28 protein-coding genes are annotated in these 22227 nt (G+C 71.0%); 20 read left to right on the forward strand and 8 right to left on the reverse strand.

Features of this window, described 5'->3' with window-relative positions; all coding sequences use genetic code 11:
- Positions 1-376: 376 nt before the first annotated feature.
- Positions 377-1012, reverse strand: coding sequence for a uracil phosphoribosyltransferase (gene upp, locus DEJ21_RS08625; RefSeq protein WP_071406290.1), 636 nt, complete (start codon positions 1010-1012; stop codon positions 377-379).
- Between the two features lie 76 nt (positions 1013-1088).
- Here upp and DEJ21_RS08630 point away from each other — a divergent pair, with 76 nt between their 5' ends.
- Positions 1089-1523: a nucleoside deaminase gene (locus DEJ21_RS08630; protein WP_111224382.1), complete on the forward strand. Its 435-nt coding sequence runs from the start codon at positions 1089-1091 to the stop codon at positions 1521-1523.
- On the opposite strand, the gene DEJ21_RS08635 is transcribed toward DEJ21_RS08630, so the two are convergent.
- Entirely contained in the window at positions 1504-2460 is a 957-nt protein-coding gene (locus DEJ21_RS08635) for a cation diffusion facilitator family transporter (RefSeq protein WP_111029369.1), read from the reverse strand. The genes DEJ21_RS08630 and DEJ21_RS08635 overlap by 20 nt on opposite strands.
- 64 nt (positions 2461-2524) lie before the next feature.
- On the opposite strand from DEJ21_RS08635, the gene proC reads away from it, so the two are divergent.
- Positions 2525-3355 carry a pyrroline-5-carboxylate reductase gene (gene proC, locus DEJ21_RS08640; protein WP_111224339.1) on the forward strand — a complete coding sequence of 277 codons (831 nt, stop codon included), beginning with the start codon at positions 2525-2527 and terminating at the stop codon, positions 3353-3355.
- A gap of 87 nt (positions 3356-3442) precedes the next feature.
- On the opposite strand, the gene DEJ21_RS08645 is transcribed toward proC, so the two are convergent.
- Both DEJ21_RS08645 and DEJ21_RS08650 read right to left on the reverse strand, forming a co-directional pair.
- A complete protein-coding gene (locus DEJ21_RS08645) occupies positions 3443-4138 on the reverse strand; it encodes a TrkA family potassium uptake protein (protein ID WP_217499818.1) in 696 nt (231 codons plus the stop codon).
- Entirely contained in the window at positions 4131-5564 is a 1434-nt protein-coding gene (locus tag DEJ21_RS08650; RefSeq protein WP_071406293.1) for a TrkH family potassium uptake protein, read from the reverse strand. The genes DEJ21_RS08645 and DEJ21_RS08650 overlap by 8 nt, the downstream gene beginning before the upstream one ends.
- Positions 5565-5638: 74 nt before the next feature.
- On the opposite strand from DEJ21_RS08650, the gene DEJ21_RS08655 reads away from it, so the two are divergent.
- The 5 genes from DEJ21_RS08655 to DEJ21_RS08675 all read left to right on the forward strand — a co-directional run bounded on the left by DEJ21_RS08655 (position 5639) and on the right by DEJ21_RS08675 (position 7346).
- Positions 5639-6154, forward strand: coding sequence for a helix-turn-helix transcriptional regulator (locus tag DEJ21_RS08655; protein WP_051596885.1), 516 nt, complete (start codon positions 5639-5641; stop codon positions 6152-6154).
- A 157-nt stretch (positions 6155-6311) separates the two neighbouring features.
- Complete coding sequence (locus DEJ21_RS08660; protein ID WP_017888579.1) at positions 6312-6506, forward strand: helix-turn-helix domain-containing protein; 195 nt, start codon at positions 6312-6314, stop codon at positions 6504-6506.
- A gap of 109 nt (positions 6507-6615) precedes the next feature.
- Entirely contained in the window at positions 6616-6714 is a 99-nt protein-coding gene (locus DEJ21_RS08665) for a 30S ribosomal protein bS22 (protein WP_003792170.1), read from the forward strand.
- Between the two features lie 87 nt (positions 6715-6801).
- On the forward strand, positions 6802-7056 hold the full coding sequence (locus DEJ21_RS08670; protein ID WP_071247435.1) for a glutaredoxin family protein: 255 nt from the start codon (positions 6802-6804) through the stop codon (positions 7054-7056).
- Complete coding sequence (locus DEJ21_RS08675) at positions 7053-7346, forward strand: Dabb family protein (protein WP_111029371.1); 294 nt, start codon at positions 7053-7055, stop codon at positions 7344-7346. Before DEJ21_RS08670 ends, DEJ21_RS08675 begins: the two co-directional genes overlap by 4 nt.
- Before the next feature lie 128 nt (positions 7347-7474).
- Here DEJ21_RS08675 and aspS read toward each other — a convergent pair whose 3' ends face one another.
- Complete coding sequence (aspS, locus tag DEJ21_RS08680) at positions 7475-8815, reverse strand: aspartate--tRNA(Asn) ligase (RefSeq protein ID WP_027466337.1); 1341 nt, start codon at positions 8813-8815, stop codon at positions 7475-7477.
- Positions 8816-8986: 171 nt separating this feature from the next.
- Between aspS and DEJ21_RS08685 the strand changes: the two genes are divergently transcribed.
- Positions 8987-9325, forward strand: coding sequence for a hypothetical protein (locus DEJ21_RS08685; RefSeq protein WP_111224340.1), 339 nt, complete (start codon positions 8987-8989; stop codon positions 9323-9325).
- The gene (locus tag DEJ21_RS08690; protein WP_111233288.1) at positions 9325-9570 is read left to right on the forward strand and encodes a hypothetical protein; all 246 of its coding nucleotides are present in this window, start codon (positions 9325-9327) and stop codon (positions 9568-9570) included. The genes DEJ21_RS08685 and DEJ21_RS08690 overlap by 1 nt, the downstream gene beginning before the upstream one ends.
- Here DEJ21_RS08690 and DEJ21_RS08695 read toward each other — a convergent pair.
- Positions 9547-9948, reverse strand: a complete 402-nt coding sequence (locus tag DEJ21_RS08695; protein WP_371830603.1) for a MerR family transcriptional regulator — start codon at positions 9946-9948, stop codon at positions 9547-9549. The genes DEJ21_RS08690 and DEJ21_RS08695 overlap by 24 nt on opposite strands.
- 42 nt (positions 9949-9990) lie before the next feature.
- Here DEJ21_RS08695 and DEJ21_RS08700 point away from each other — a divergent pair, with 42 nt between their 5' ends.
- From DEJ21_RS08700 to ccsB, 6 genes are all read left to right on the forward strand, one after another.
- Positions 9991-11484 (forward strand): SulP family inorganic anion transporter, encoded by a 1494-nt coding sequence (locus tag DEJ21_RS08700; protein ID WP_111224341.1) that lies wholly within the window; start codon positions 9991-9993, stop codon positions 11482-11484.
- A gap of 67 nt (positions 11485-11551) precedes the next feature.
- A complete protein-coding gene (locus DEJ21_RS08705; protein ID WP_111032008.1) occupies positions 11552-12208 on the forward strand; it encodes a histidine phosphatase family protein in 657 nt (218 codons plus the stop codon).
- The gene (locus DEJ21_RS08710; RefSeq protein ID WP_258370551.1) at positions 12205-12843 is read left to right on the forward strand and encodes a TlpA disulfide reductase family protein; all 639 of its coding nucleotides are present in this window, start codon (positions 12205-12207) and stop codon (positions 12841-12843) included. The genes DEJ21_RS08705 and DEJ21_RS08710 overlap by 4 nt, the downstream gene beginning before the upstream one ends.
- Before the next feature lie 45 nt (positions 12844-12888).
- A complete protein-coding gene (locus DEJ21_RS08715; protein ID WP_071247888.1) occupies positions 12889-13587 on the forward strand; it encodes a cytochrome c biogenesis CcdA family protein in 699 nt (232 codons plus the stop codon).
- Positions 13571-15295 carry a cytochrome c biogenesis protein ResB gene (locus tag DEJ21_RS08720; RefSeq protein ID WP_258374978.1) on the forward strand — a complete coding sequence of 575 codons (1725 nt, stop codon included), beginning with the start codon at positions 13571-13573 and terminating at the stop codon, positions 15293-15295. Before DEJ21_RS08715 ends, DEJ21_RS08720 begins: the two co-directional genes overlap by 17 nt.
- 5 nt (positions 15296-15300) lie before the next feature.
- Positions 15301-16320, forward strand: a complete 1020-nt coding sequence (gene ccsB / locus DEJ21_RS08725) for a c-type cytochrome biogenesis protein CcsB (RefSeq protein WP_110863489.1) — start codon at positions 15301-15303, stop codon at positions 16318-16320.
- Positions 16321-16597: 277 nt separating this feature from the next.
- Here the strand turns inward: ccsB and DEJ21_RS08730 are convergent, their stop codons facing one another.
- Complete coding sequence (locus tag DEJ21_RS08730) at positions 16598-17587, reverse strand: o-succinylbenzoate synthase (protein WP_111224342.1); 990 nt, start codon at positions 17585-17587, stop codon at positions 16598-16600.
- Between the two features lie 119 nt (positions 17588-17706).
- Between DEJ21_RS08730 and DEJ21_RS18225 the strand changes: the two genes are divergently transcribed.
- The 4 genes from DEJ21_RS18225 to DEJ21_RS08750 are packed head-to-tail and all read left to right on the forward strand — an operon-like array spanning position 17707 to position 21394.
- A complete protein-coding gene (locus DEJ21_RS18225) occupies positions 17707-18252 on the forward strand; it encodes a hypothetical protein (RefSeq protein ID WP_181435832.1) in 546 nt (181 codons plus the stop codon).
- A gap of 31 nt (positions 18253-18283) precedes the next feature.
- The gene (locus DEJ21_RS08740) at positions 18284-19213 is read left to right on the forward strand and encodes a 1,4-dihydroxy-2-naphthoyl-CoA synthase (protein WP_071406303.1); all 930 of its coding nucleotides are present in this window, start codon (positions 18284-18286) and stop codon (positions 19211-19213) included.
- Positions 19213-20352, forward strand: a complete 1140-nt coding sequence (locus tag DEJ21_RS08745) for an AMP-binding protein (protein WP_111224343.1) — start codon at positions 19213-19215, stop codon at positions 20350-20352. Before DEJ21_RS08740 ends, DEJ21_RS08745 begins: the two co-directional genes overlap by 1 nt.
- Positions 20353-20392: 40 nt before the next feature.
- Positions 20393-21394: a 1,4-dihydroxy-2-naphthoate polyprenyltransferase gene (locus DEJ21_RS08750; protein ID WP_111032004.1), complete on the forward strand. Its 1002-nt coding sequence runs from the start codon at positions 20393-20395 to the stop codon at positions 21392-21394.
- 45 nt (positions 21395-21439) lie between these two features.
- Here DEJ21_RS08750 and DEJ21_RS08755 read toward each other — a convergent pair whose 3' ends face one another.
- Positions 21440-21775, reverse strand: coding sequence for a DUF4229 domain-containing protein (locus DEJ21_RS08755; RefSeq protein WP_111032003.1), 336 nt, complete (start codon positions 21773-21775; stop codon positions 21440-21442).
- 64 nt (positions 21776-21839) lie between these two features.
- On the opposite strand from DEJ21_RS08755, the gene DEJ21_RS08760 reads away from it, so the two are divergent.
- On the forward strand, positions 21840-22199 hold the full coding sequence (locus DEJ21_RS08760; RefSeq protein WP_071406307.1) for a PLDc N-terminal domain-containing protein: 360 nt from the start codon (positions 21840-21842) through the stop codon (positions 22197-22199).
- Positions 22200-22227 lie beyond the last annotated feature (28 nt).

The raw sequence follows: 22227 nt of genomic DNA on the forward strand, positions 1-22227 counted from the left end.
CCGGAACGACCGGGTACGCCCGGAACGGGCGGGTACGCCCTGAACGACCGGGTACGCCCGGAACGACCGGGTACGCCCGGAACGGGCGGGTACGCCCTGAACGACCGGGTACGCCCGGAACGACCGGGTACGCCCGGAACGGGCGGGTACGGTGGGCGCGACCGCACGCGCGTCGAGTGCCACGCCCGTTCCTTCCCATTGCGCCCGCGATGGAAAGTGGAATCGGGCGTACCGGGTGGAAAGAACCGACCGGGTACGCCCGGAACGGGCGGGTACGCCCGGAACGGGCGGGTGCGGTGAGCGCGACCGCACGGACGACAGGAGGCGCGGTGCCAGCTGGCACCGCGCCTCCTGTCCGTGACGTATCGGGTCTGCGCTACTCGGCCAGGCCGTAGAGCCGGTCGCCGGCGTCGCCGAGGCCCGGGACGATGTACCCGTTCTCGTCGAGCTTCTCGTCGAGCGCACCGAGGACGATCGAGACGTTGCGGTCGCCGACGGCCTGCTCGACCATGGCGAGCCCCTCGGGGGCACCGAGGATGCACACGCACGTGATCTCCTGCGCACCGCGGGCGAACAGGAAGTCGATCGCGGCGGCGAGGGTGCCACCGGTGGCGAGCATCGGGTCGAGCACGAAGCACTGCCGCCCGGACAGGTCGTCGGGCAGGCGCTCGGCGTAGGTCTGCGGCTCGAGCGTCTCCTCGTTGCGGGCCATGCCGAGGAAGCCGACCTCGGCCGTCGGGACGAGCTTGACCATGCCCTCGAGCATGCCGAGCCCGGCGCGGAGGATCGGGACGACGAGCGGCCGCGGCTTGGCGATCGCGACGCCCATGGTGTGCGCCACGGGCGTGTCGATCGGCGTCGCCGTGACCCGGACGCCCCGCGTGGCCTCGTACGCGAGGAGCGTGACGAGCTCCTCGGTCAGGGCACGGAACGTGGGGGAGGGCGTCGTACGGTCGCGGAGCACCGAGAGCTTGTGGGTGATGAGCGGGTGGTCGGCGACGTGGACTCGCATAGGGTCGAGCCTAGCGTGCCGTCGACCGTCAGGAGGTCCCGTGGAGGAGCCCGCAGCCCGCCCGTTCGTCCCGGCGATGGAGCGCGCGCTCGAGGAGGCCCGACGGTGCCTGGAGACCGACGACGTCCCGGTCGGCGCCGTGGTGCTCGACCGCGACGGCCTCGTGGTCGCCACCGGCCGGAACGAGCGCGAGGCGCGACAGGACCCGACGGCCCACGCCGAGGTCCTCGCGCTGCGTGCTGCAGCGGCGGTGACGGGGGACTGGCACCTCGAGGAGCACACGCTCGTGGTGACGCTCGAGCCCTGCCCGATGTGCGCCGGCGCCGTCATGGCCGCACGGGTGCCACGGGTCGTGTTCGGCGCGTGGGACCCGAAGGCGGGAGCCAGCGGCAGCGTCTACGACATCGCCAGGGACCGCCGGCTGCCGCACCGCTCCGAGGTCATCGGCGGCGTGCTCGAGGCAGCGTGTGCCGAGTTGCTCGACGACTTCTTCAGTCCGCGGCGAGGATGACGATCGCCTCGGTCGGCGGCTGCGGCCCGGTGCGCAGGACGTCCGGTTCGACGTAGATCACCCGGGCGATCGGCACGGCGCTCCGGACACGCTGCTCGACGGTGTCGATGCCGGCGGCGACATCACCGAGTCGGCGGTCCCCGTCGACGGCGACCTTCACGCCGACCATCAGCTCGTCCGGCCCGAGGTACAGGGTCTTCAGGTGGATGATCGCGTCGACCTCGGGGCCGTCGAGCACCGCCTGCTTGATGCGCTCGACGTCGGCGGCGGTCGCGCCCTCGCCGACGAGCAGGCTCTTCGTCTCGATGCCGAGCACCACCGCGACCGCGATGAGCAGCGCCGCGATCAGCATGGTGCCGATCGCGTCGAACACCCCGTTGCCGGTGATCGCCGTCAGGCCGACGCCGAACAGGGCGAAGACCAGGCCGAGCAGGGCCGCGGTGTCCTCGAGCATCACGACGGGCAGCTCCGGGGCCTTCGCACGGCGGACGAACTGCACCCAGCTCTGCGAGCCCTTCTGCGGTCGGGCCTCGTTCAGGGCGGTGCGGAGCGAGAAGCCCTCGAGCCCGATGGCGATGACGAGCACCACCAGGGGGAGCCACCAGTTCTCGAGCGGGTGCGGGTGGGCGAGCTTCTCGATGCCCTCGTAGAGCGAGAACACACCGCCGACCGAGAACAGGATGATGGAGACGACGAACGCGTAGACGTAGCGTTCACGCCCGTAGCCGAACGGGTGCTCCTGGTCCGCCGCTCGCCGGGCCTTCCGGCCACCGAGCAGCAGGAGGAGCTGGTTCGCGGAGTCGGCCAGGGAGTGCACGCCCTCGGCCAGCATCGACGCCGATCCGCTGATCGCCGCCGCGATGAACTTCACGATCGCGATGCCGATGTTGGCACCCAGTGCGGCGAAGATCGCCTTCGTGCCTCCGGAAGCGCTCACAGCTGTCCCCTTCTCGTGGTCTGCGACACGATCCTAGGCGGGTGGCGTCGGTAGGGTCGGGAGCATGACGATCGACCTGCCCCGCGCCGCCCTGCTCGGCGTCGGCTCCATGTCCGGCGCGGTCCTCGACGGCCTGCTCGCCGCGGGACTCGACCCCGCCACCGTGACCCTCACCACGAAGTCCGAGGCGTCCGCTGCTGCCCACCGGGAGCGCGGTCTCGACGCGACCGCGAGTGACACCGACCCCGACGCCAACCGGTCGGCCGTCCGTGGCGCGGCCCTCGTCGTCGTCGGCGTGAAGCCGTACATGATCGCGGACCTGCTCGACGAGGTCGCCGACGACCTGGAGCCCGGCGCCGTCCTGGTCAGCGTCGCCGTCGGCACCACCACCGCGAGCATGGAGGCACGGGTGCCCGCCGGCGTCCGCGTCGTCCGTGCCCTGCCGAACACCCCGATCGGCGTCGGCCACGGCGTCACCGGCATCAGCGCGGGCACCTCGGCCGACGCCGAGGCCGTCGCACTGGCGTCGTCGGTGTTCACCGCCTCGGGCGACGTCATCGAGGTACCGGAGTCGCAGCTCGACGCGCTGTCCGCCGTGTCCGGTTCCGGTCCCGCCTACGTCTTCCTGCTGGTCGAGCAGTGGCAGCGTGCCGCCGAGGAGCTCGGCTTCACCCACGAGCAGGCGGCGACGATGGTGCAGGGCACCGTCCGCGGCGCCGTCGAGCTGCTCGAGCGGTCGGGTCGTGAGCCCGCCGACCTGCGCCGCGCGGTGACGAGCCCGAAGGGCACGACGGAGCGGGCCGTCGCGGTGCTGCAGGACGCCGACCTGGCGGACACGCTGCTGCGCGCGTCGCGTGCCGCGATCGCGCGTGCCGAGGAGATCGCCGCCTCGTAGACGCACACCGCGTCGTGGACGCAGCCAGAGTGCGGACGGGAGGCCCGTGGCGACGCCGCCACGGGCCTCCCGTCCGTCCGGTGGTCGCTACTCGTACGCGGCGAAGCGCTCCAGGTCGGTCTCGGAACCCGAGACGATGATGACGTCGTCCTCACCGATGACGCTGTCCGGCGTCGCCGGCACGAACGGGCTGCCGGGCGGCTTGATGCCGAGCACGGTCAGGCCGAAGCGGGTGCGGATCACGGTGGTGGCGAGGTCCTTGCCGCGGACCGCGCGCGGCGGGAACATCTTGACCACGGCGAAGTCGTCGTCGAACTCGATGAAGTCGAGCATCCGGCCGGAGACCAGGTGTGCCGTGCGCTCGCCGGCCTCGCGCTCGGGGTAGACGACGTGGTTGGCGCCGATGCGGGACAGGATCGTGCCGTGCGAGCGGCTGATCGCCTTCGCCCAGATCTGCGGGACGCCGAGGTCGACCAGGTTCGCCGTGATCAGGACGCTCGACTCCAGGTCGCTGCCCGTGCCGACGACGGCGATGGCGAAGTCCTGCGCGCCGATCTGCCGGAGCGCGTCGATGTCGGTCGCGTCCGCCTGCACCGCGTGGGTGACCCGGTCGGACCACTTCTGCACCAGTCCGGCGTCGGTGTCGACGACGAGCACCTCGCGGTCCTGGCGCTCGAGCTGGCCGGCGGTGGCGGCCCCGAAGCGACCGAGCCCGATGACCAGGACGGGGGCGTCGTGACTGATGGCACCGTGCTGGTGCGACGAACGGGTGCGGTCAGCCAACGATCGGCCTCTCCTCGGGACGGCGGAACAGTTGCCGGCTCTGGCTGGCGGCCAGGGCAGCGGCGATGGTCACTGTACCGACCCGGCCGAGGAACATGGTGGCGGCGAGCACGTACTTGCCCGGTTCCGGCAGGTCCGCGGACACGCCGGAGGACAGTCCACTGGTCGAGAACGCCGAGATCACCTCGAACAGCACCCGGTCGAGCGAGTCGTCGGTGATCTGCAGGAGCACCACGGTCGCGACGGCCACGATCGTCGCTCCCCAGAGCACGATGGCCACCGCGACCCGCAGGACGTCGCTCGGGATCCGGCGACCGAAGGCCTCCATGCTCTGGCGACCGCGGGCCTCGGCGACCGCGGCCAGGAACAGCACCGCGAGGGTCGTCACCTTGATGCCGCCGGCCGTCGAGGCGGATCCGCCACCGATGAACATGAGCATGTCCGTGACGAGCAGGCTCGAGCCGTTGAGCTGGTCGAAGTCGACGAGCGAGAAGCCTCCCGAGCGGGTCATCGTCGACAGGAAGAGTGCCTGGAACGCGGTGCGCCCGGCTCCTTCTTCGCCGAAGGTCGTCGGGTTCGACGCCTCGAGTGCGGTGTAGACGACCGCACCGCCGAGGAGCAGGATCGCGCTCGTCGCCAGGGTGAGCTTGACGTGGATCGGCCAGCGCCGCGGGGTGCGCAGCTGCTTCGTCAGGGCACGGATCACCGGGAACCCGATGGATCCCGCCACGACACCGATCATGAGCAGCGTCAGGAACCAGTAGTCGTGGGCGAACGGGTCCAGGCCGTCGGCGTTCGGCGAGAACCCGGTGTTCGTGAAGGCCATCGCCGCGTAGTAGAAGGAGTCGCCGACCGCTGTCCAGAACGGGATGCCGGCGATGAGCACCGACGGCAGGAGCAGCAGGCCGAGGACGATCTCGATCGACAGCGTGCTCACCGCCACCGTCGCGAGCAGGGTGCCGACCTCGCCGAGCCGGACGGCCTGGCCCTCGGGCACGGCGCCGTGGTGGGTGCGGAGCGGGTTCGAGTCGCCGGCCGCCATGAGCTTGGCGCGCAGGCCGAGCTTGCGGGTGACGAACAGCCCGAGGATCGACGCGAAGGTCAGGACCCCGACGGCGCCGATCTGCGTGCCGATGACCACCAGGACCTTGCCGAACACCGACCAGTGCGTCGCCATGTCGACCGTGGACAGCCCGGTGACACAGACCACCGACGCCGCGGTGAACAGGGCGTCCGCGAAGTGGGTGCTGCTGCGGTCCGCGGTGGCCCACGGCGTCATGAAGAGCACCGTGAACAGGAAGATCAGCGCGATGAACACCACGATCGCCAGTCGGGACGGCGACGAGCGCAGCACCGTCGCGATCCGGCTCGCTCGCCGTCGGCCGACGCTCACGTGGTGCGGGATCGGCTCGGTTCGGTCGAGCATGCGTATGCCTCCGAGGACATGGGCCGGGACGGTTCGTCATGGTACATCCGTGGTGCCCCGGCTAGCCTTGCCCCATGGCCGACATCTTCTCCGTCGTGGCGGACCCGACCCGGCGCGAGCTGCTCGGCACGCTGTTGTCCGCCTACGGATCGGACGTCACCGGCGGCGAGCTCAGCGTCGGCCAGCTCGTCGAACGCCTCGGGGTCAGCCAGCCCACGGTGTCGAAGCACCTGCGCGTCCTGCGCGACATCGGGCTCGTCACCAGTCGCGAAGAGGGGCAGCACCGCTACTACCGACTCGACCCGGAGCCGCTCGTGCACCTCGAGGACTGGGTCCTGCCGTTCACGGGCGCGGTCGACGCCGACGGCACCCCGGCCACCACCGCGTGGACGCCGGACGGCCAGCCGGTGTCGATCCGCCGGAACGGCACGGCCGGCAAGGCGACTGTCGAGGTGGGCACCGAGCTCGGTCGTGTGATGGCCGAGGCGTCGTACCGGGCGACCGCGGCGATCTCCGGCGCGCAGCAGGGCTGGGAGCGCGTCGTCGACCGCAGCCGCAAGCGCTTCACCCGCCGGGGCGACGAGGACTGAGCCCTGCCGCTCGGGCTTCCGAGCCCGGGGCGGCGCCGGTGCACGCGGCGCGGACTGATCCTGGACACCGGGTCGCACACGCCTCTACAGTTGCCACTGACCACACAGGTCACACCACTCCCGTGCGCAGCGCGCGTGCGAGCCCCGAAGGCGGACCATGACCGGCAGTTTCGACGACGTGCGCTTCCTCACCGTCGCTGAGGTCGCCGAGATGATGCGCGTCTCGAAGATGACCGTGTACCGGATGGTGCACGCCGGTGAGCTCCCCGCCATCCGCTTCGGCCGTTCCTTCCGCGTCCCCGAGTCAGCCGTCGCCGACGTGCTGCGCGGTGGCGTGGCGGACGTCGGCTGAGCGCGCGTTCGACATCCCAGCGGGCAGCCGGTAGACTCGGGCAGGTTGATTTTCCGCGGTCTCTTCGGCCCGGTGTCCGTACATCAGCATCAGTCCGAGCGAGGTCCACATGGGTTCTGTCATCAAGAAGCGTCGTAAGCGCATGGCGAAGAAGAAGCACCGCAAGCTCCTTCGCAAGACGCGTCACCAGCGACGCAACAAGAAGTAGACCCGCACAGGTCTGCGCAGGTCGGAGGACCTGCACGAGAAGCCCCGGTTCGCCGGGGCTTTCGCGTTCCCGGACTACGCTGGGACCATGCCCGCAGTGACGTTCCTGACGAAGCCCGGATGCCACCTCTGCGACGACGCCCGACCCGTGGTCGAACGCGTCGTCGCCGACCACCCGGGGGTCACCCTGCAGGAACGCTCGATCCTCGACGACGACGCCCTCCGCCAGGAGTACGCGGAGGACATCCCCGTCGTGCTGATCGACGGGCGCGTCCACAGCAACTGGCACGTCGACGCCGACCGGCTCGCACGTGCGCTCGAGAAGGCCGAGGCCCGCGCATGATCTCCCACGTCGTCTCCTGGTCCCTGCGGACCGACCTCGACCGCGCCGCGTCGATCGCCCGCATCCGCGAACTCCTGACCGGTCTGGTCGGCACCGTCGAGTCGATCCGGTCGCTCGAGGTCGTCGAGAACGTCGCCTACCCGGACAAGAACCACGACGTCGCCGTGGTCGCCAGCTTCGACGACCTCGCCGGACTCGACGCGTACCAGGTGCACCCGGAGCACCAGGCCGCGGCAGCGGAGATCCGCGAACTGGTCACGGCGCGGGCCGCCATCGACTGGCAGAGCTGAGCCGAGCCTCCCGTCCGCGCGCGCTCGTCGCTCCACGTCGCGCTTCGTGAGCAGCAATGGTCGCCTCCCGCGTCGGGAGGCGACCATTGCTGCTCACCGTGTGCGCGCGGCGTCGCCGCGCACGGTGACTACGGGGTCAGGCGCGTCGGACCACGGAACAGGTACGTGACCTCGCGGATCGACGGCTCACCGAGCATCAGCATCAGCACGCGCGCGAGGCCCATGCCGAAGCCGCCGTGCGGCGGGACGCCGTAGCGGAAGAAGTCGAGGTACCAGCCGAGCTCCTCCGGGTCGAGGCCCTTCTCGACGGCCTGCGCCTCGAGCACGTCGACGCGGTGCTCACGCTGGGCGCCCGTGGAGATCTCGGCGCCGTTGAAGATGAGGTCGTAGCTGTTGGTGACCGACGGGTCGCCGGGCTTGCGCATGTGGTAGTACGGCCGGATCGAGGCGTCGTACTCCGTGACGAACACGAACTCGGAGCCGTGGTGCTCCTTCGCCCAGGCGGCGACGCGGCGCTCGCCCTCGGGGTCCAGGTCACCGTCGGCGCGGACGACGTCGTAGCCGCTGTCGGCGACGATCTTGCGCGCGTCGGCCAGGGTCACGCGGGGGAACGGCGTCGCGGGGACCTGCAGCTCGAAGCCGAAGACCTCCGCGATGTCCTTGCCGTACTTCTCCTTGACGGCGGTGATGCCGGCGACCAGGACCTCTTCGTGCATCGCCATGACGTCCTCGTGGGACTCGATCCACGAGAACTCGGCGTCGACGCTGGTGAACTCGGTGGCGTGGCGGCTCGTGAAGGACGGGTCGGCGCGGAAGGCGTCGGCGATCTCGAACACGGCACCGAAGCCGGCCGGCTGCGCCATCTGCTTGAAGTTCTGCGGCGACTGGGCCAGGTAGGCGGTCGTCTCGAAGTACTCGAGCTGGAACAGCTCGGCGCGCGACTCGGACGCCGACGCCATGAGCTTCGGCGTGTGGATCTCGATGTAGTCGCGGTCGACCCAGTACGTGCGGAACGCGTGCTCCAGCGTCGTCTGGATGCGGAAGATCAGGTTCTGCTTGCGGTTGCGCAGGTCGAGGAAGCGCCAGTCGAGGCGCTTGTCGAGCGACGAGTCGTCGGCGATCGGGGTCTCCGGGATCGCGGCGCTCACCACCTGCAGCGCACCGATCTTGACCTCGAGCCCGCCGAGCTTCACGCGCTCGTCGTGCTTCAGTGTGCCGGTGACGTGCACGAAGGTGCCGTGCGCCAGGCCGGAGATCTCGTTGGTGGTCGCGAGGGCGGACTGTGCGGCGTCGTCGCCGTCCTCGGCCTCGCGCGTCGCCGGGTTCACGAGCTGGACGGCGCCGGTCTCGTCGCGCAGCACGACGAACTGCACCTTCTTCTGGTCTCGGACGGTCTCGACCCATCCGGCCACGGAGACGGGACCGTCGGGGAGGGCTGCCAGGTCGGCGATGCGGGTGCGTTCGATCACGGTGGTCGAGTCTAACCGCCTGCGTCCGGGGGCGTGGGCGGCAGGGTTCTTCCCTCCACAGGGCCGCCTGCGTCCGGCGTTCTCCACCGATGGCCGGGAGGCCCGTGGCGGCGTGCGTGGACTCCGTAGCGTTCTCGACGTGGCCAGGTCGCGGGACGAGAGGGGGACCGGGTGGGGACGGGGACGGGGGAGCTCGCGACCTGGCCGCCTGCGGCGGTCGCGGTGGTTGTGGCGGCGCTCTGCACGGCGGCGTTCACGCTGCTCGTGGCGGTCGTCGGTGGGCTGTGGGCGGTCATCCGGTGGCGGCGGGACGTCGCGCGGGAGCAACGGGACCGCTACTGGGCGCGGTTGACCGTGGTGTTCGACCTGATCACCGCGGCCGAGGTCGGGCGTCGCGAGATCGGCCGGAATCTGGCACAGGCGATGTACGACATGCAGAAAGTGCCTGCCGGAGAAGAACCCGCTGCAAGGGTGTTGGCGGAACTGTTCATCGAGAAGAGGAGACAGTGATGACGACTCGTCTGCGCCGTGCCTGGCGAGAGCTGGTACGGAAGGAAGACACGGTTCCCGCGGAGCGGCCGTACATCGGTCCTGCGCCCGGCGAGAGCATGTGGGACTGGGCGCAACGTGGGGCGATCGACTGGCAGCTCCACGTGGAAGAGGGGGAGCTCAAGCTCGAACTCGAGCGGCAGCGCATGCGCGCCAGGGTGCTCGCCGAGGACACCGCGACATCAGGGGAGCGACGCGCGGAGTGACCCGAGCGTGCCGATGAACTCCTCGGCCATGCCGGCCCGCTCGACGAGCTTGGCGTGCCGGGCGCGGGCATCCTCGAGGTACGCGTCGAGGCGGGCTGCCAGTGCTGGTTCGTCCTCGGGGTCCTTCGTCGCGAGGGCGTCGACCACGCGGAGCAGCTCGGCCATCTCGTCGAGCGTGAACCCGAGCGGCTTCATCCGGCGGATCACGAGCAACCGTTCGAGGTCCTGCGCCGTGTAGACCCGGAAGCCGCCGGTGGTGCGGCCGCTCGGCACGAGCAGCCCGACCTCGTCGTAGTGCCGGATCGTGCGCAGGGACATGCCGGCGCGGTCGGCGAGCTCGCCGATGTGCATCGTGTCGGGGACGTCGCTGGTGCTCACGGCGTACGACTCTACCCTCACGTGAGGGTAGAGTTCCGATCGATGTCCGTGATCACACACGCGCCGACGGCCCCGAGCGTCCTCGCCGCCCTCCGCTCGCCCCGCATGCTCACCCGAGAGGTGCTGGCCGGCATCGTCACCGCGCTGGCCCTCATCCCCGAGGCGATCTCGTTCTCCGTCGTCGCCGGGGTCGATCCCGCGGTCGGCCTGTTCTCGAGCGTCGTCATCGCGATCGTGATCTCGATCGTCGGTGGTCGCCCCGCGATGATCTCCGCAGCCGCCGGCTCGGTGGCGCTCGTCATCGCCCCGCTCGTCCGGGAGCACGGGATCGAGTACCTGGTGCCCGCGATCGTGCTGGGTGGCGTGTTCCAGCTCGTGCTCGGGTTCCTTGGGGTTGCACGGCTGATGCGCTTCATCCCGCGCAGCGTCAACGTCGCGTTCGTGAACGCCCTGGCCATCCTCATCTTCACCGCCCAGCTGCCGAACCTGCTCGGCGACGACGTCCCGTTCGTCGTCTGGCCGCTGACGGCGCTCGGCATCGCGATCATCGTCGGCTTCCCGTTCCTGACGAAGGCGATCCCCGCACCGCTCATCGCGGTCGTCGTCGTCACCGGTCTCACGATGGTGTTCAGCATCGCCGTGCCGACGGTCGGAGACGAGGGCGAACTGCCGACGGCGCTCCCGGGCTTCGGCGGCATCACGACGCCGTTCACCTTCGAGACGCTGCAGATCATCGCCCCGTACGCGTTCGGTGTCGCGATCGTCGGGCTGATCGAGACCCTGCTCACCGCGCAGCTCGTCGACTCCATCACCGAGACGGGCTCGAGCAAGTGGCGCGAGTCGTGGGGTCAGGGCGTCGCGAACATCGCGTCCGCCTTCTTCGGTGGGACCGGCGGCTGCGCGATGATCGGCCAGACGGTGATCAACGTGAAGACCGCTGGTGCCCGGACCCGCGTCTCGACCTTCGCGGCCGGTGTCTCGGTGCTGGTCCTGACGATCGTGCTCCACGACCTCGTGGCCCAGATCCCGATGGCGGCGCTGACGGCGGTCATGCTCATGGTCTGCGTCGCGACCTTCGACTGGCACAGCATCCGACCGCGCACCCTCCGACGGATGCCGCTCGGTGAGATCGCGGTCATGCTCGTCACCGTTGTGGTGGTCGTCGTGACCGAGAACCTCGCGACCGGGGTGCTCGTCGGTGTGGTCGTGGCGGCCCTGGTCTTCGCCCGACGGGTGGCGCACGTGGTGACCGTCGTGCGCGAGCCGGTCGACGACCGCACCGTGCGGTACCGGGTCCGCGGGGCGCTGTTCTTCGCCTCGTCGAACGACCTCGTCACACGGTTCTCCTACGCCGAGGACCCGGAGCACGTGATCATCGACCTGGCCGACGCCCACGTGTTCGACGCGTCCACGGTCGCGGCGCTCGACGGGGTCGAACAGCGGTTCGCGAAGCACGGGTCGACCGTCGAGGTGGTGAACCTCGACACGGGGTCGATCGCGCTGCACGGGCGGCTCTCCGGTGAGCTCGGCGGCTGAGTGCTTCCGCATCCGGTGAATCACCTGAGGGGGCGGTGGGAACCGCGGGCGACCTACACTGGAACCCATGCCCGCGACCCGTCTCCACCTCGTCCGGCACGGAGAGGTGCACAACCCGGGCCGCGTCCTCTACGGCCGGCTCCCGGGCTTCGGGCTGAGTGACCTCGGCACGCGGATGGCGCAGGCCTCCGCGACCGCCTGGAAGGACGCCGGCGTCGACGTGCGTCGGATCGTCGCCTCCCCGCTGCAGCGCACGCAGGAGTCCGCCGCACCCTGGTCGGCCGCCTACGGGCTCGACGTGACGCTCGACGAGCGCCTGATCGAACCGACGAACCGCTACGAGGGGCAGCCCCCCGGGTTCACGAAGCGCTCGCTCGGCCGCCCGGCGGAGTGGCCGTGGATCGCGAACCCGCTGCGTCCCAGCTGGGGCGAGGCGTACGAGTCGATCGCCAACCGCATGCTCGCGGCGATGACCACGGCATGGGAGAGCGTGGACGAGGGCGACGTCGTCCTGGTCAGCCACCAGCTGCCGATCTGGATGGTCCACCGGAAGCTCGCGGGGGAGCCCCTGTGGCACGACCCGCGCAAGCGCCGCTGTGACCTGTCGAGCATCACCACCGTCGAACGTGTGCCCGCCACGTCGACCGGTCGGTTCACCGAGGTCGGGTACGCGGACCCCGCGCAGGAACTGCGCGCGAACGCGGTCGACGAAGGAGCAGTGTGAACAGCACGAAGCGTGCGCGCGTCATCAGCAAGCGGTTCGCGGTCCTCGCAGCGACGACCGTGGCCGCAGTCCTCGTCCTGTCCGGGTGCTCGTCGGACAGCGGCGGCATCGCGAAGCAGTACGGCAACGGCACGACCCAGAACTACATCTCCGGTGACGGCGCCGTGACCGAGGTCTCCGCGAAGGACCGCACCGATCCGGTCACCTTCCGGGCCGAGGACTCGAACGGCGACACCGTCTCGTCGAAGGACCTCCGCGGCAAGGTCGTCGTCCTGAACTTCTGGTACGCCAGCTGCCCCCCGTGCCGTGCCGAGGCGAAGTACCTCAACAAGGTGCACGACGAGTACGCCGACGCCGACGACGTCGCGTTCATCGGTGTCAACGTCCGCGACGAAGCAGCGACCGCGGCCGCCTTCGAGCGCACCTTCGACGTGCAGTACCCGACCGTCCTCGACCAGCGCACGGGCACGATGCAGCTGGCGATGTCCGGGCAGATCGCGCCGAACGCAGTGCCCGCCACGATCGTCCTCGACACCAAGGGCCGCGTCGCCGCCCGCGTCCTCGGCGCGATCGACGGCACGAGCATCCTGCAGACCCTGGTCAGCGACGAGCTCGACGCCGGCAAGGCTTCCTGACCCGTGACCTCCAACCCCTTCGCCGACGCGATCCTGAGCGGCCAGATGGCCGTGGCGCTGCCCGTGGCGGCGCTCGCCGGGCTCGTGTCGTTCCTGTCCCCGTGCGTGCTGCCGCTCGTTCCGGGGTACCTCGGGTACGTCGGCGGTGTCGCCGAGGGCGGGCAGCGTCGGGGTCGTGTGGTGCTCGGCGTGCTGCTGTTCATCGCCGGGTTCACCGCGGTGTTCGTGGCGTACACGACGGTGTTCGGCGCGCTCGGCTTCTGGCTCGTGCGGTGGCGCGACCTCATCACGCAGATCCTCGGGGTCGTCGTGATCGCGATGGGCCTGGTGTTCGTCGGTCGGTTCACGTTCCTGCAGCGCACCATCAAGCCCAGCTGGACCCCGGCCACCGGGCTCCTCGGCGCCCCCCTGCTCGGCATCGTGTTCGGCCTCGGCTGGACCCCGTGCCTCGGCCCGACCCTGGCGGCCATCAACCTGCTCAGTGTCCAGTCGGGCAGCGCCTGGCAGGGCATGTGGCTCGGGGTGGCGTACTGCCTCGGGCTCGGCATCCCGTTCGTCCTCGTCGCCCTCGGCGCCGGTTGGGCCACGGGGGCCATCGCGGCGGTGAAGCGTCACATGCGCACCGTCAACATCATCGGAGGAGCGATCCTGATCGTCATCGGTCTGCTCATGGTCACCGGTATCTGGTCGGCCGTCATGTCGAGCGTCGGGGCGGTGATCCAGAGCTTTGTCCCCGCGGTCTGACCTGAACGAGCACATCCCGACGGGCGCAGGCGACGGGGCCGACAGCGCCTCCGACCCGCAGCGGCCGTCCGACCACGTCGACGGCTCCGGCCCCACCGACGGCGGCATCAACCAGCCGAAGCTCGGCTTCGTCGGGTACCTCCGGTTCTTCTGGCGGCAGCTGACGAGCATGCGCACGGCACTGTTCCTGCTCATGCTGCTCGCCCTCGCGGCGATCCCGGGCTCGCTCGTCCCGCAGCGCACCGCCGACCCGAACGGCGTCGTGCAGTACAAGGCGGACCACCCGCAGCTCTACCCGGTCCTCGACAAGCTGCAGGTCTTCGACACCTACACCTCGGTGTGGTTCTCCGCGATCTACCTGCTGCTCTTCATCTCGCTCATCGGCTGCATCGTGCCCCGCACGAAGCACCACTGGCAGGCGCTGCGGACCCGTCCGCCGAAGACCCCCGCGCGCCTGACGCGACTGGCGGGCTTCCGCACGCTGGCGGTGCAGCCGGACGCCATGATCGACGGGACGACCGGGATCGACGCGACCACGGGCCTCCCGTCCGCCGAGCACGCGGTGACGCGCGCGATGGCGATCCTGAAGCGGTCCGGTTACCGCGTCGAGCGGTTCGGCGACTCGGTGAGCGCGGAGCGCGGCTACCTGCGCGAGACCGGCAACCTGGTGTTCCACGCCGCCCTGGTCGGGGTGCTCCTGGCGGTCGGCGTCGGTGGCGGCTTCGGCTTCACGGGACAGCGCCTGCTGGTCGAGGGCCAGACGTTCTCGAACGTGCTCGGCTCGTACGACTCGTTCAACCCCGGTCGCTGGTTCCAGCAGACCGACCTCAAGGGCTACAACCTCCGGCTCGACAAGTTTGTGACGAAGTACGAGGAGCGCAACCTCGACGCCCTCGGGCAGGCGCTCGACTACTCGGCCACGGTCACGAGCACCGAGAAGGGCGGCGAGCCGAAGACGAGCCGCCTCGGTGTGAACGACCCGCTGCACGTCGGCGGCACGAACGTCTACCTGCTCGGCAACGGCTACGCGATGCAGGTCACAGTGCGCGACGGCGACGGCAACGTGGCCTTCAAGGACGTCGTGCCGTTCCTGCCGGAGGACGCGAACTACACCTCCACCGGTGTCATCAAGGTGCCGGACGCGAAGCCGGACCAGCTCGGCATGGTCGGGTTCTTCTACCCCACCGCGTCGAAGCTCGCGAGCGGCGCCTACTCGAGTGCCTACCCGGACACCCAGAACCCGCTGCTGACGCTGCAGGTCTACACTGGCGACCTCGGGCTCGACAGCGGAGTCCCGCAGAGCGTGTACACGCTCAGCACTAAGGGGCTCGACCAGATCGCCGGTCGGCAGTCGGACACCGCGAGCATCGCGCTGAAGCCCGGCCAGACGAAGAAGCTCCCGGAGGGCGCCGGGTCGATCACGTTCGACGGCGTCAAGCGGTACGTCTCCCTCGACGTGCACCACGACCCCTCGCAGCTCTGGGTGGGCGGGTTCGCCCTGCTCTCCACCCTCGGCCTGCTCACCTCGCTGTTCGTCCCGCGCCGCCGCGTCTGGGTGAAGGTCGTCCCGCGCACGGACACGGCGGGCGGCGAGTACGACCTCGAGTACGCCGGACTCGCACGCGGCGAGGACCCGAACCTCGAACGGGCCGTCGCGGACATCGCACAGCGCCACACGTCGGACCTCGGAGTTAGGATGCCCCAGTGAACGACATGACCACGAACCTCGCGACCTACTCGGTCGTGCTCACGTACTCCGCGATGGCGGTGTACGTGGTCGCGTTCATCTCGTTCGCCCTCGACATGGCCAAACGCTCCGGCGACGTCACGGCCGCCGCGAAGAACGCGGGCGCCGACGACAGCTCTGCCGACGCGGCCAGCGCTGCGGCAGCACCCGGCGCGAAGACGGTCGCGACCGTCCGCGGCGGCACCGTCGTGCTCGAGCAGGTCGCCGCACCGCCGTCAGGCGGTTCCGCCGGCCGCGGCACGAAGTTCGAGCGCGTCGGCATGGCGATGACGATCCTCGCGCTCGTCCTGCACGTCGCCTCGGTCGTCCTCCGCGGCATCGCGGCCGACCGTGTGCCGTGGGGCAACATGTTCGAGTTCTCGCTGACCGGCACGGCGCTGATCACGCTGATCTTCCTGCTCGTGCAGTTCTGGCAGAACCTGAAGTTCCTCGGTGTCTTCATCACCGGCCTGACGATCATCCTGCTCGGCATCGCGACCGTGAACTACTGGGTCCCCGTCGTCCCGCTGCAGCCGGCCCTGCAGTCGTACTGGCTGGTCATCCACGTGTTCGTGGCGATCGCCGGCACCGGGTTCTTCGCGCTCGGCGCGGGGCTCGCGGTGGCGCAGCTCGTGCAGACGTACCGCCAGGGCCGCACGGCCTCCGGCAAGCTCCGCTTCATGGCGACGCTGCCCGACGCCGACCGGCTCGAGGTCCTGACCTACCGCGTCCTCCTCGTCGGCTTCGTCCTGTGGACCTTCACGCTCATCGCCGGTGCGATCTGGGCCGAGCGCGCCTGGGGTCGCTACTGGGGCTGGGACACGAAGGAGGTCTGGACCTTCATCATCTGGGTCGTCTACGCGGGCTACATCCACGCCCGTGCGACCCGTGGCTGGCGCGGTGCGCGGTCGTCCTGGCTGGCCCTCATCGGCTTCGCTGCGGTGATGTTCAACTTCTCGGTCGTGAACGTCTTCTTCAAGGGCCTGCACAGCTACTCGGGTCTGTGAGTCACGCGGGTCGCTGACGCGGCCCTGGTCGCGACCACGACCGGACGGGAGGCACGGTGCCAGCTGGCACCGTGCCTCCCGTCCGTCGTCCGGGGTGCGTCGAGAGCCGCGACCGGTCCGGCGGGACCCCGCCAGCGGTCACGACATGCCGTGTGCGGAGCGGCGTGGTCGCACGAACCGTCGTTCCGGGGCCGTTCGAACGACGGAACGGGTGACCTCGGCGAACGCGAGTGGCGTGTCGTGCATCCTCGACGGACCCGACCGAGCGGCGGGCGCGCTACCCGGCGGCGAGCAGCGCGTGCACGCGCGTCACCCGCTCGCGCCACCACGCCGTGCGCTCCGGCGACGCGGCGTACCGCTCGACCAGCTCCGCAGCGACGTCGACGCGGCGCACCGGCACCCGACCGCCGACCGGCAGCAGCGGATCGGCCGTGACGTCCCCGGCGAACATGGCCGCCGTCCCGAGGCCGGCGGCGTACCCGGGCGTCATCGCGGCAGCGGCCAGGAACGCTCCCATGCCGAGCCCGACCGAGGTGTCGAGCGCACTGGAGACGACGCACGGCAGCCCGGCGTCGGCGATGACGGCACGGGCCGCGGTGATCCCCCCGAGCGGCTGGGCCTTCACGACCAGGACGTCGGCGGCGCCGGCCCGGGCGACGGCGAGGGGGTCGCTCGCCTTCCGGACGCTCTCGTCCGCGGCGACCCGGACGCCGAGGCCGGCGATCCGCGACCGGAGCTCCGCGAGCTCGGGCACCGTCGCGCAGGGCTGCTCGGCGTACTGCAGGTCGAACGGTGCGAGCCGCTCCAGCGCCGCGGTGGCCTGCTCCACGCTCCACAGCCCGTTCGCGTCGACCCGGACCGCGGCCTCGGGCCCCATCACCCGGCGGACGGCGGCGACCCGGGCGACGTCGTCGTCGACGGTCGTGCCGGGTTCGGCGACCTTGACCTTGGCCGTCGTGCAGCCGGGGTACCGGGCGAGCAGGTCGGCGACGTCGTCGGCGGCGATCGCCGGGACGGTGGCGTTGACCGGTACGGAGTCGGTGACGGGTTCGTGGTCGGTCCACCCGAAGTCGACGGTGGCGCGCAGCCAGGCGGCGGCTTCGGCATCGTCGTACTCGACGAACGGCGAGAACTCGGTCCATCCGGCGGGGCCGCGCAGCACGACCGCCTCGCGCGTGGTGATGCCGCGGAACCGCACCCGCATGGGCAGAGCCACCACGTGGGCGTCGGCGAGGAGGTCGGCGAGGTCGGGAAGCACGTCCGCCATCCTCCCACCGCACCCAGGGGCCCTGCCGGTTCCTCGGAGGGGACCGCCAGGGCAGGGCACTAGCATGCATCGGTCGGCCTCGGTCGGCGAGGGGAACGACCCGGAACGAGGGAGGCTCGGTGGCGGTGGATCCGCGGCAGCGCGCAGCACAGCAGCGCGCATCGCAGCGCCCGTCCGACCCGTCGAGCGCCGGAGCGGCACGCCCGGCAGCATCGGCTCGTCCGGCAGCTGCAGCCCGACCCGCGGCGGCGACCCGCCCGGCAGCGGGCGCTCGATCCGCGGCGGCTCCCGGGCGCGACTCCGACGACTTCGCCCGCCTCATGCAGCGCAACACCGTCGACGTGCGGCAGGCGGGTGGCACGAAGCGCCGCAACCCGGTCGTCGGCAAGATCGCCCTCGGCCTGGCCGTGGTGTCGGCCGCGGTGGACGCCAGTGCCTTCGCCGTGTTCATGGGCGGTGACACGAACTTCGCCTTCGGGATCTGCTTCGTCGTCGTGTTCCTGACGCTCATCGCCGCCGTGCTCGGGTTCGTCGCCGCCGTCGGCTCGTTCGGACGCTGGTACGGCGCCGTCGGGGTGGTCCTGGCGTTCTTCGCGAACCCCGTGATCCTCATCGTGATCATGGTGTTCGTCGCGCCGGAGATCCTGACCGACATGGGCGCCTGACCCGACGGACGCCCGGCGGTACGTTGGGAGCATGGCTGCTCCCGTCTCCGACCTGTTCGACCCCGACGTCTGGACCACCGCTCCGATCGCGGAGCAGTTCACCGACATCACCTACCACAAGCACGTCTCCAAGGGCATCGTCCGGGTCGCCTTCGACCGTCCCGAGGTCCGCAACGCCTTCCGCCCGCGCACGGTCGACGAGCTCTACCGCGCCCTCGACGACGCGCGGCAGGACCCCCGTGTCGGCGTCGTGCTGCTCACCGGCAACGGCCCGAGCCCGAAGGACGGCGGATGGGCGTTCTGCTCCGGCGGCGACCAGCGCATCCGGGGGCGGAGCGGCTACCAGTACGTCGGCGACGAGGGAGCCCCGCCCGAGGGTGTGGACCCCGCGGCCGCCCAGGCGTCGATGGGGCGGCTGCACATCCTCGAGGTCCAGCGGCTGATCCGGATGATGCCCAAGGTCGTCATCGCGGTCGTCCCCGGCTGGGCCGCGGGCGGTGGGCACTCCCTGCACGCGATCTGCGACCTCACCATCGCGAGCGCCGAGCACGGGAAGTTCAAGCAGACCGATGCCGACGTCGGCTCGTTCGACGGCGGCTACGGCAGCGCCTACTACGCCAAGCAGATCGGGCAGAAGTTCGCCCGCGAGGTCTTCTTCCTCGCCCAGGAGTACTCCGCCCAGCGCGCGTACGAGATGGGTGCGGTGAACGCCGTGGTGCCGCACGCCGACCTGGAGCGCGAGGCGATCCGCTGGGGCGAGATCGTGCTCGGAAAGTCCCCGACGGCGATCCGGATGCTCAAGTACGCGTTCAACGCCGTGGACGACGGCATGGTCGGCCAGCAGGTGTTCGCGGGCGAGGCGACGCGGCTCGCCTACGGCACCGACGAGGCCGTCGAGGGCCGCGACTCGTTCCTCGAGAAGCGCGCTCCCGAGTGGACCGCGTTCCCCTGGCACTACTGATGCCCCGTTCGCTGGTCGCGACCGGTACGTCGGACCCGGCGGCCGTGCTGCGCGGCCTGGAGGCAGCACTCGCCGGCGGCCCCGCACTGCTCCCCGTCGCCGAGGGGGCACCGGCGCTGCCGACGCCACCTCCGGCCGAGGTCCGGCAGGCGGTCGCCCTGGTGGTCGAGACGAGCGGGTCCACCGGGACCGGAAAGCGCGTGGCGCTCTCGTCCGAGGCGCTGCTCGCCGGTGCCGCCGCGGCGGACGCGGCACTCGGTGGGCCCGGGCGCTGGGTGCTCGCGCTGCCGACGCACTACATCGCCGGCATCAACGTCCTGACCCGCTCGATCACCGCGGGCACCGAACCGGTCGTCGTGCCCTCCGGGCACTTCGCGGCCGCCGCGTTCACCGCGGCGGCCGAACGGCTCGTCACCGGTCCGGCCGCGCCGCGTCGCTACACCTCGCTGGTGCCGGTGCAGCTCGCCCGGGTCCTCGATGACCCGGACGCCACCCGTGCGCTCGCCCGGTTCGACGCGGTCCTGGTCGGCGGGCAGGCCACTCCGGCGCCGCTCCGGCAGCGTGCGCTCGACGCCGGGGTCCGGGTCGTGTCGACGTACGGTGCGAGCGAGACGAGCGGCGGATGCGTGTACGACGGCGTCCCGTTCGGCACGGTGCGCACCGCACTGGTCGACGGCGAGCTGCAGCTGGCGGGGCCGATGCTCGCCGAGGGGTACCTCGACGACGATGCCCGCACGGCGTCGGCCTTCGTCGAACGGGACGGGCTGCGCTGGTACCGGACCGGGGACACGGCGTCCCTGTCCGACGGCGTGGTCCGCGTGCTCGGACGCCTCGACGACGTGGTGATCTCCGGCGGCGAGAAGGTCCAGCTCGGTGCGGTCGAACGGCTCGTCCGCGGGCTCCCCGGGCAGGAGACCGCTGTCGTCGCCCGGCGCTCGGCAGGGGAGTGGGGCGAGGTCCCGGTCGTCGTCACCGAGCAGCCGCTCGACCTCGACGCCGTGCGTGCGCACGTCGGAGCCACCCTGGGCCGAGCCGCCCGGCCGGCGGACGTCGTCGTCCTGGACCGCATCCCGATGCTGTCGTCGGGCAAACCCGACCGTCGGGCCGTGCAGGCGCTCGTGGAGCCGGGGCGCCCGTAGGGACCGCGAGCGGCCGGGCGGCGCATCGGCAATATGATCGGTGCTCGTGGCACGAACGAAGAACTCGACGCAGAAGCAGGGCCGGTCCGGCAACCCGGCGAAGGCCGCTGCCCCCGCCCGCACCAAGCGGAAGGCGACCGCGCGCGACTGGATCGGCGGCGCACGCCTGCGCACCCTGACCCTCGGTGTCGTCCCGGTCGTGCTCGGCACGGCCGTCGCGTTCGTCGACAGCGGGGAGCCCGGCGACTTCGGCGACTACCTGGCGAAGGACGGCCATCTCGCCGTCGCGCTGCTCGCCCTGGCCGTGGCGCTGTTCCTGCAGATCGGTGTGAACTACAGCAACGACTACTCCGACGGGGTCCGCGGCACCGACGAGTACCGCGTCGGCCCGGCACGACTCACCGGAGCTGGTCTGGCCAAGCCCCGGACCGTGCTCACCGTCGCCCTGACGTTCTTCGGCCTGGCCGCGGTCGCCGGCCTGGTCATCGTGCTGCTCACCCAGCTGTGGTGGCTGCTGCTCGTGGGGGCCGCCGCCATCGTCGCCGCCTGGTTCTACACCGGGGGCAAGAAGCCGTACGGGTACAACGCCCTCGGCGAGGTCTTCGTCTTCGTGTTCTTCGGGCTGGTCGCCGTGCTCGGCACCCAGTTCGTGCAGATCCGCGAGGTCACGGTCAGCGGCTGGGCAGCCGCGGTGGCCGCCGGCTTCTTCGCCTGCGCGGTCCTGATGGTGAACAACATCCGCGACATCGACGAGGACCAGCTGGCGGGCAAGCGCACGCTCGCCGTGGTCGTGGGCCGTCCGGTGGCCCGCGTCCTGTACGGCCTGTTCCTGATGCTGCCGTACGTCGTGCTGCTCTGGTTCGTGCTGCTGTACTTCCGCACGGGCTTCACGTACTTCTCGCTGCTGCTGGCGCTGCCGGCGCTGGCGATCGGGGTGTCGTCGCGGAAGCCCCGCGAGCTCATCACGGCCCTGCAGCTCTCGTCGTTCGCCTCGCTCGCCTTCGGCGTGGTGCTCGGGATCACCCTGGCCATCCAGCCGTAGCCGTTCCGGCTGCACGACCGGACGGCCCCGCCCGGCTCCGTCTGATCAGTCGGCGTCGGTGTCCCGGCGCGCCTCGTGCCGGTCGGCGTCGGACACCGGACGGACGGTGGGGGTGGCCGCGGCGTCGGAGTCGGCGGCGTCGACGAAGTCGTCCTCGAAGTCCGAGTCCGCGTCGCGCTCCGGGGTGCCGCGGCGGTTCGCCAGGCTCAGGGCCACCTGCGTGCGCAGTCCGGACAGGGCGATGTACGAGATGAGCAGGCCCACCAGGGCGGCCACGATCGTCGCCCAGTACCACGGCATCGGCGTCAGGAGCAGGAGGAGCACGAGCGCCACCACGAAGATGCCGAGCCGAGCCAGGGTGTACAGGAGCCACGCTTTCACACGGTGAGTCTACGGAGCGCCGACCGGCAGGGGCATCACAGGGTCGCGACCTAGACTTCACCACATGGTCCGCTTGTGGTTGATCGTCGCCGTGGCCGCCGTCGCCTTCACGGTGTACGCGGCCATCGACTGCGGCACGATGCCCCGTCAGCGCGTCCGTTCCCTGCGTCGCGGCGTGTGGCTGCTGCTCGTGATCATCCTGCCCGTCCTGGGCGGCGTCCTCTGGTTCCTGCTCGGTCGCACCCCGGCGGCCGACCCCGGTGCGTCGGCCCGGTACCGTGGACCCGAAGACGACCCGGACTTCCTCGGCACTACGCCGGAGCCGGGCACCACCCTCACGGACAAGGACCAGGACGACGCGACCCTCCGAGACCTCGAAGACCAGTTCCACGAGCGCGACGACGACGGCCGCACCGATCGCTGACGGCCCCGCCTGTTCGGGCAGCCCGGCG

Origin of the sequence: Curtobacterium sp. MCSS17_006 (genome assembly GCF_003234215.1) — a bacterium.
GTDB lineage: Bacteria > Actinomycetota > Actinomycetes > Actinomycetales > Microbacteriaceae > Curtobacterium > Curtobacterium flaccumfaciens.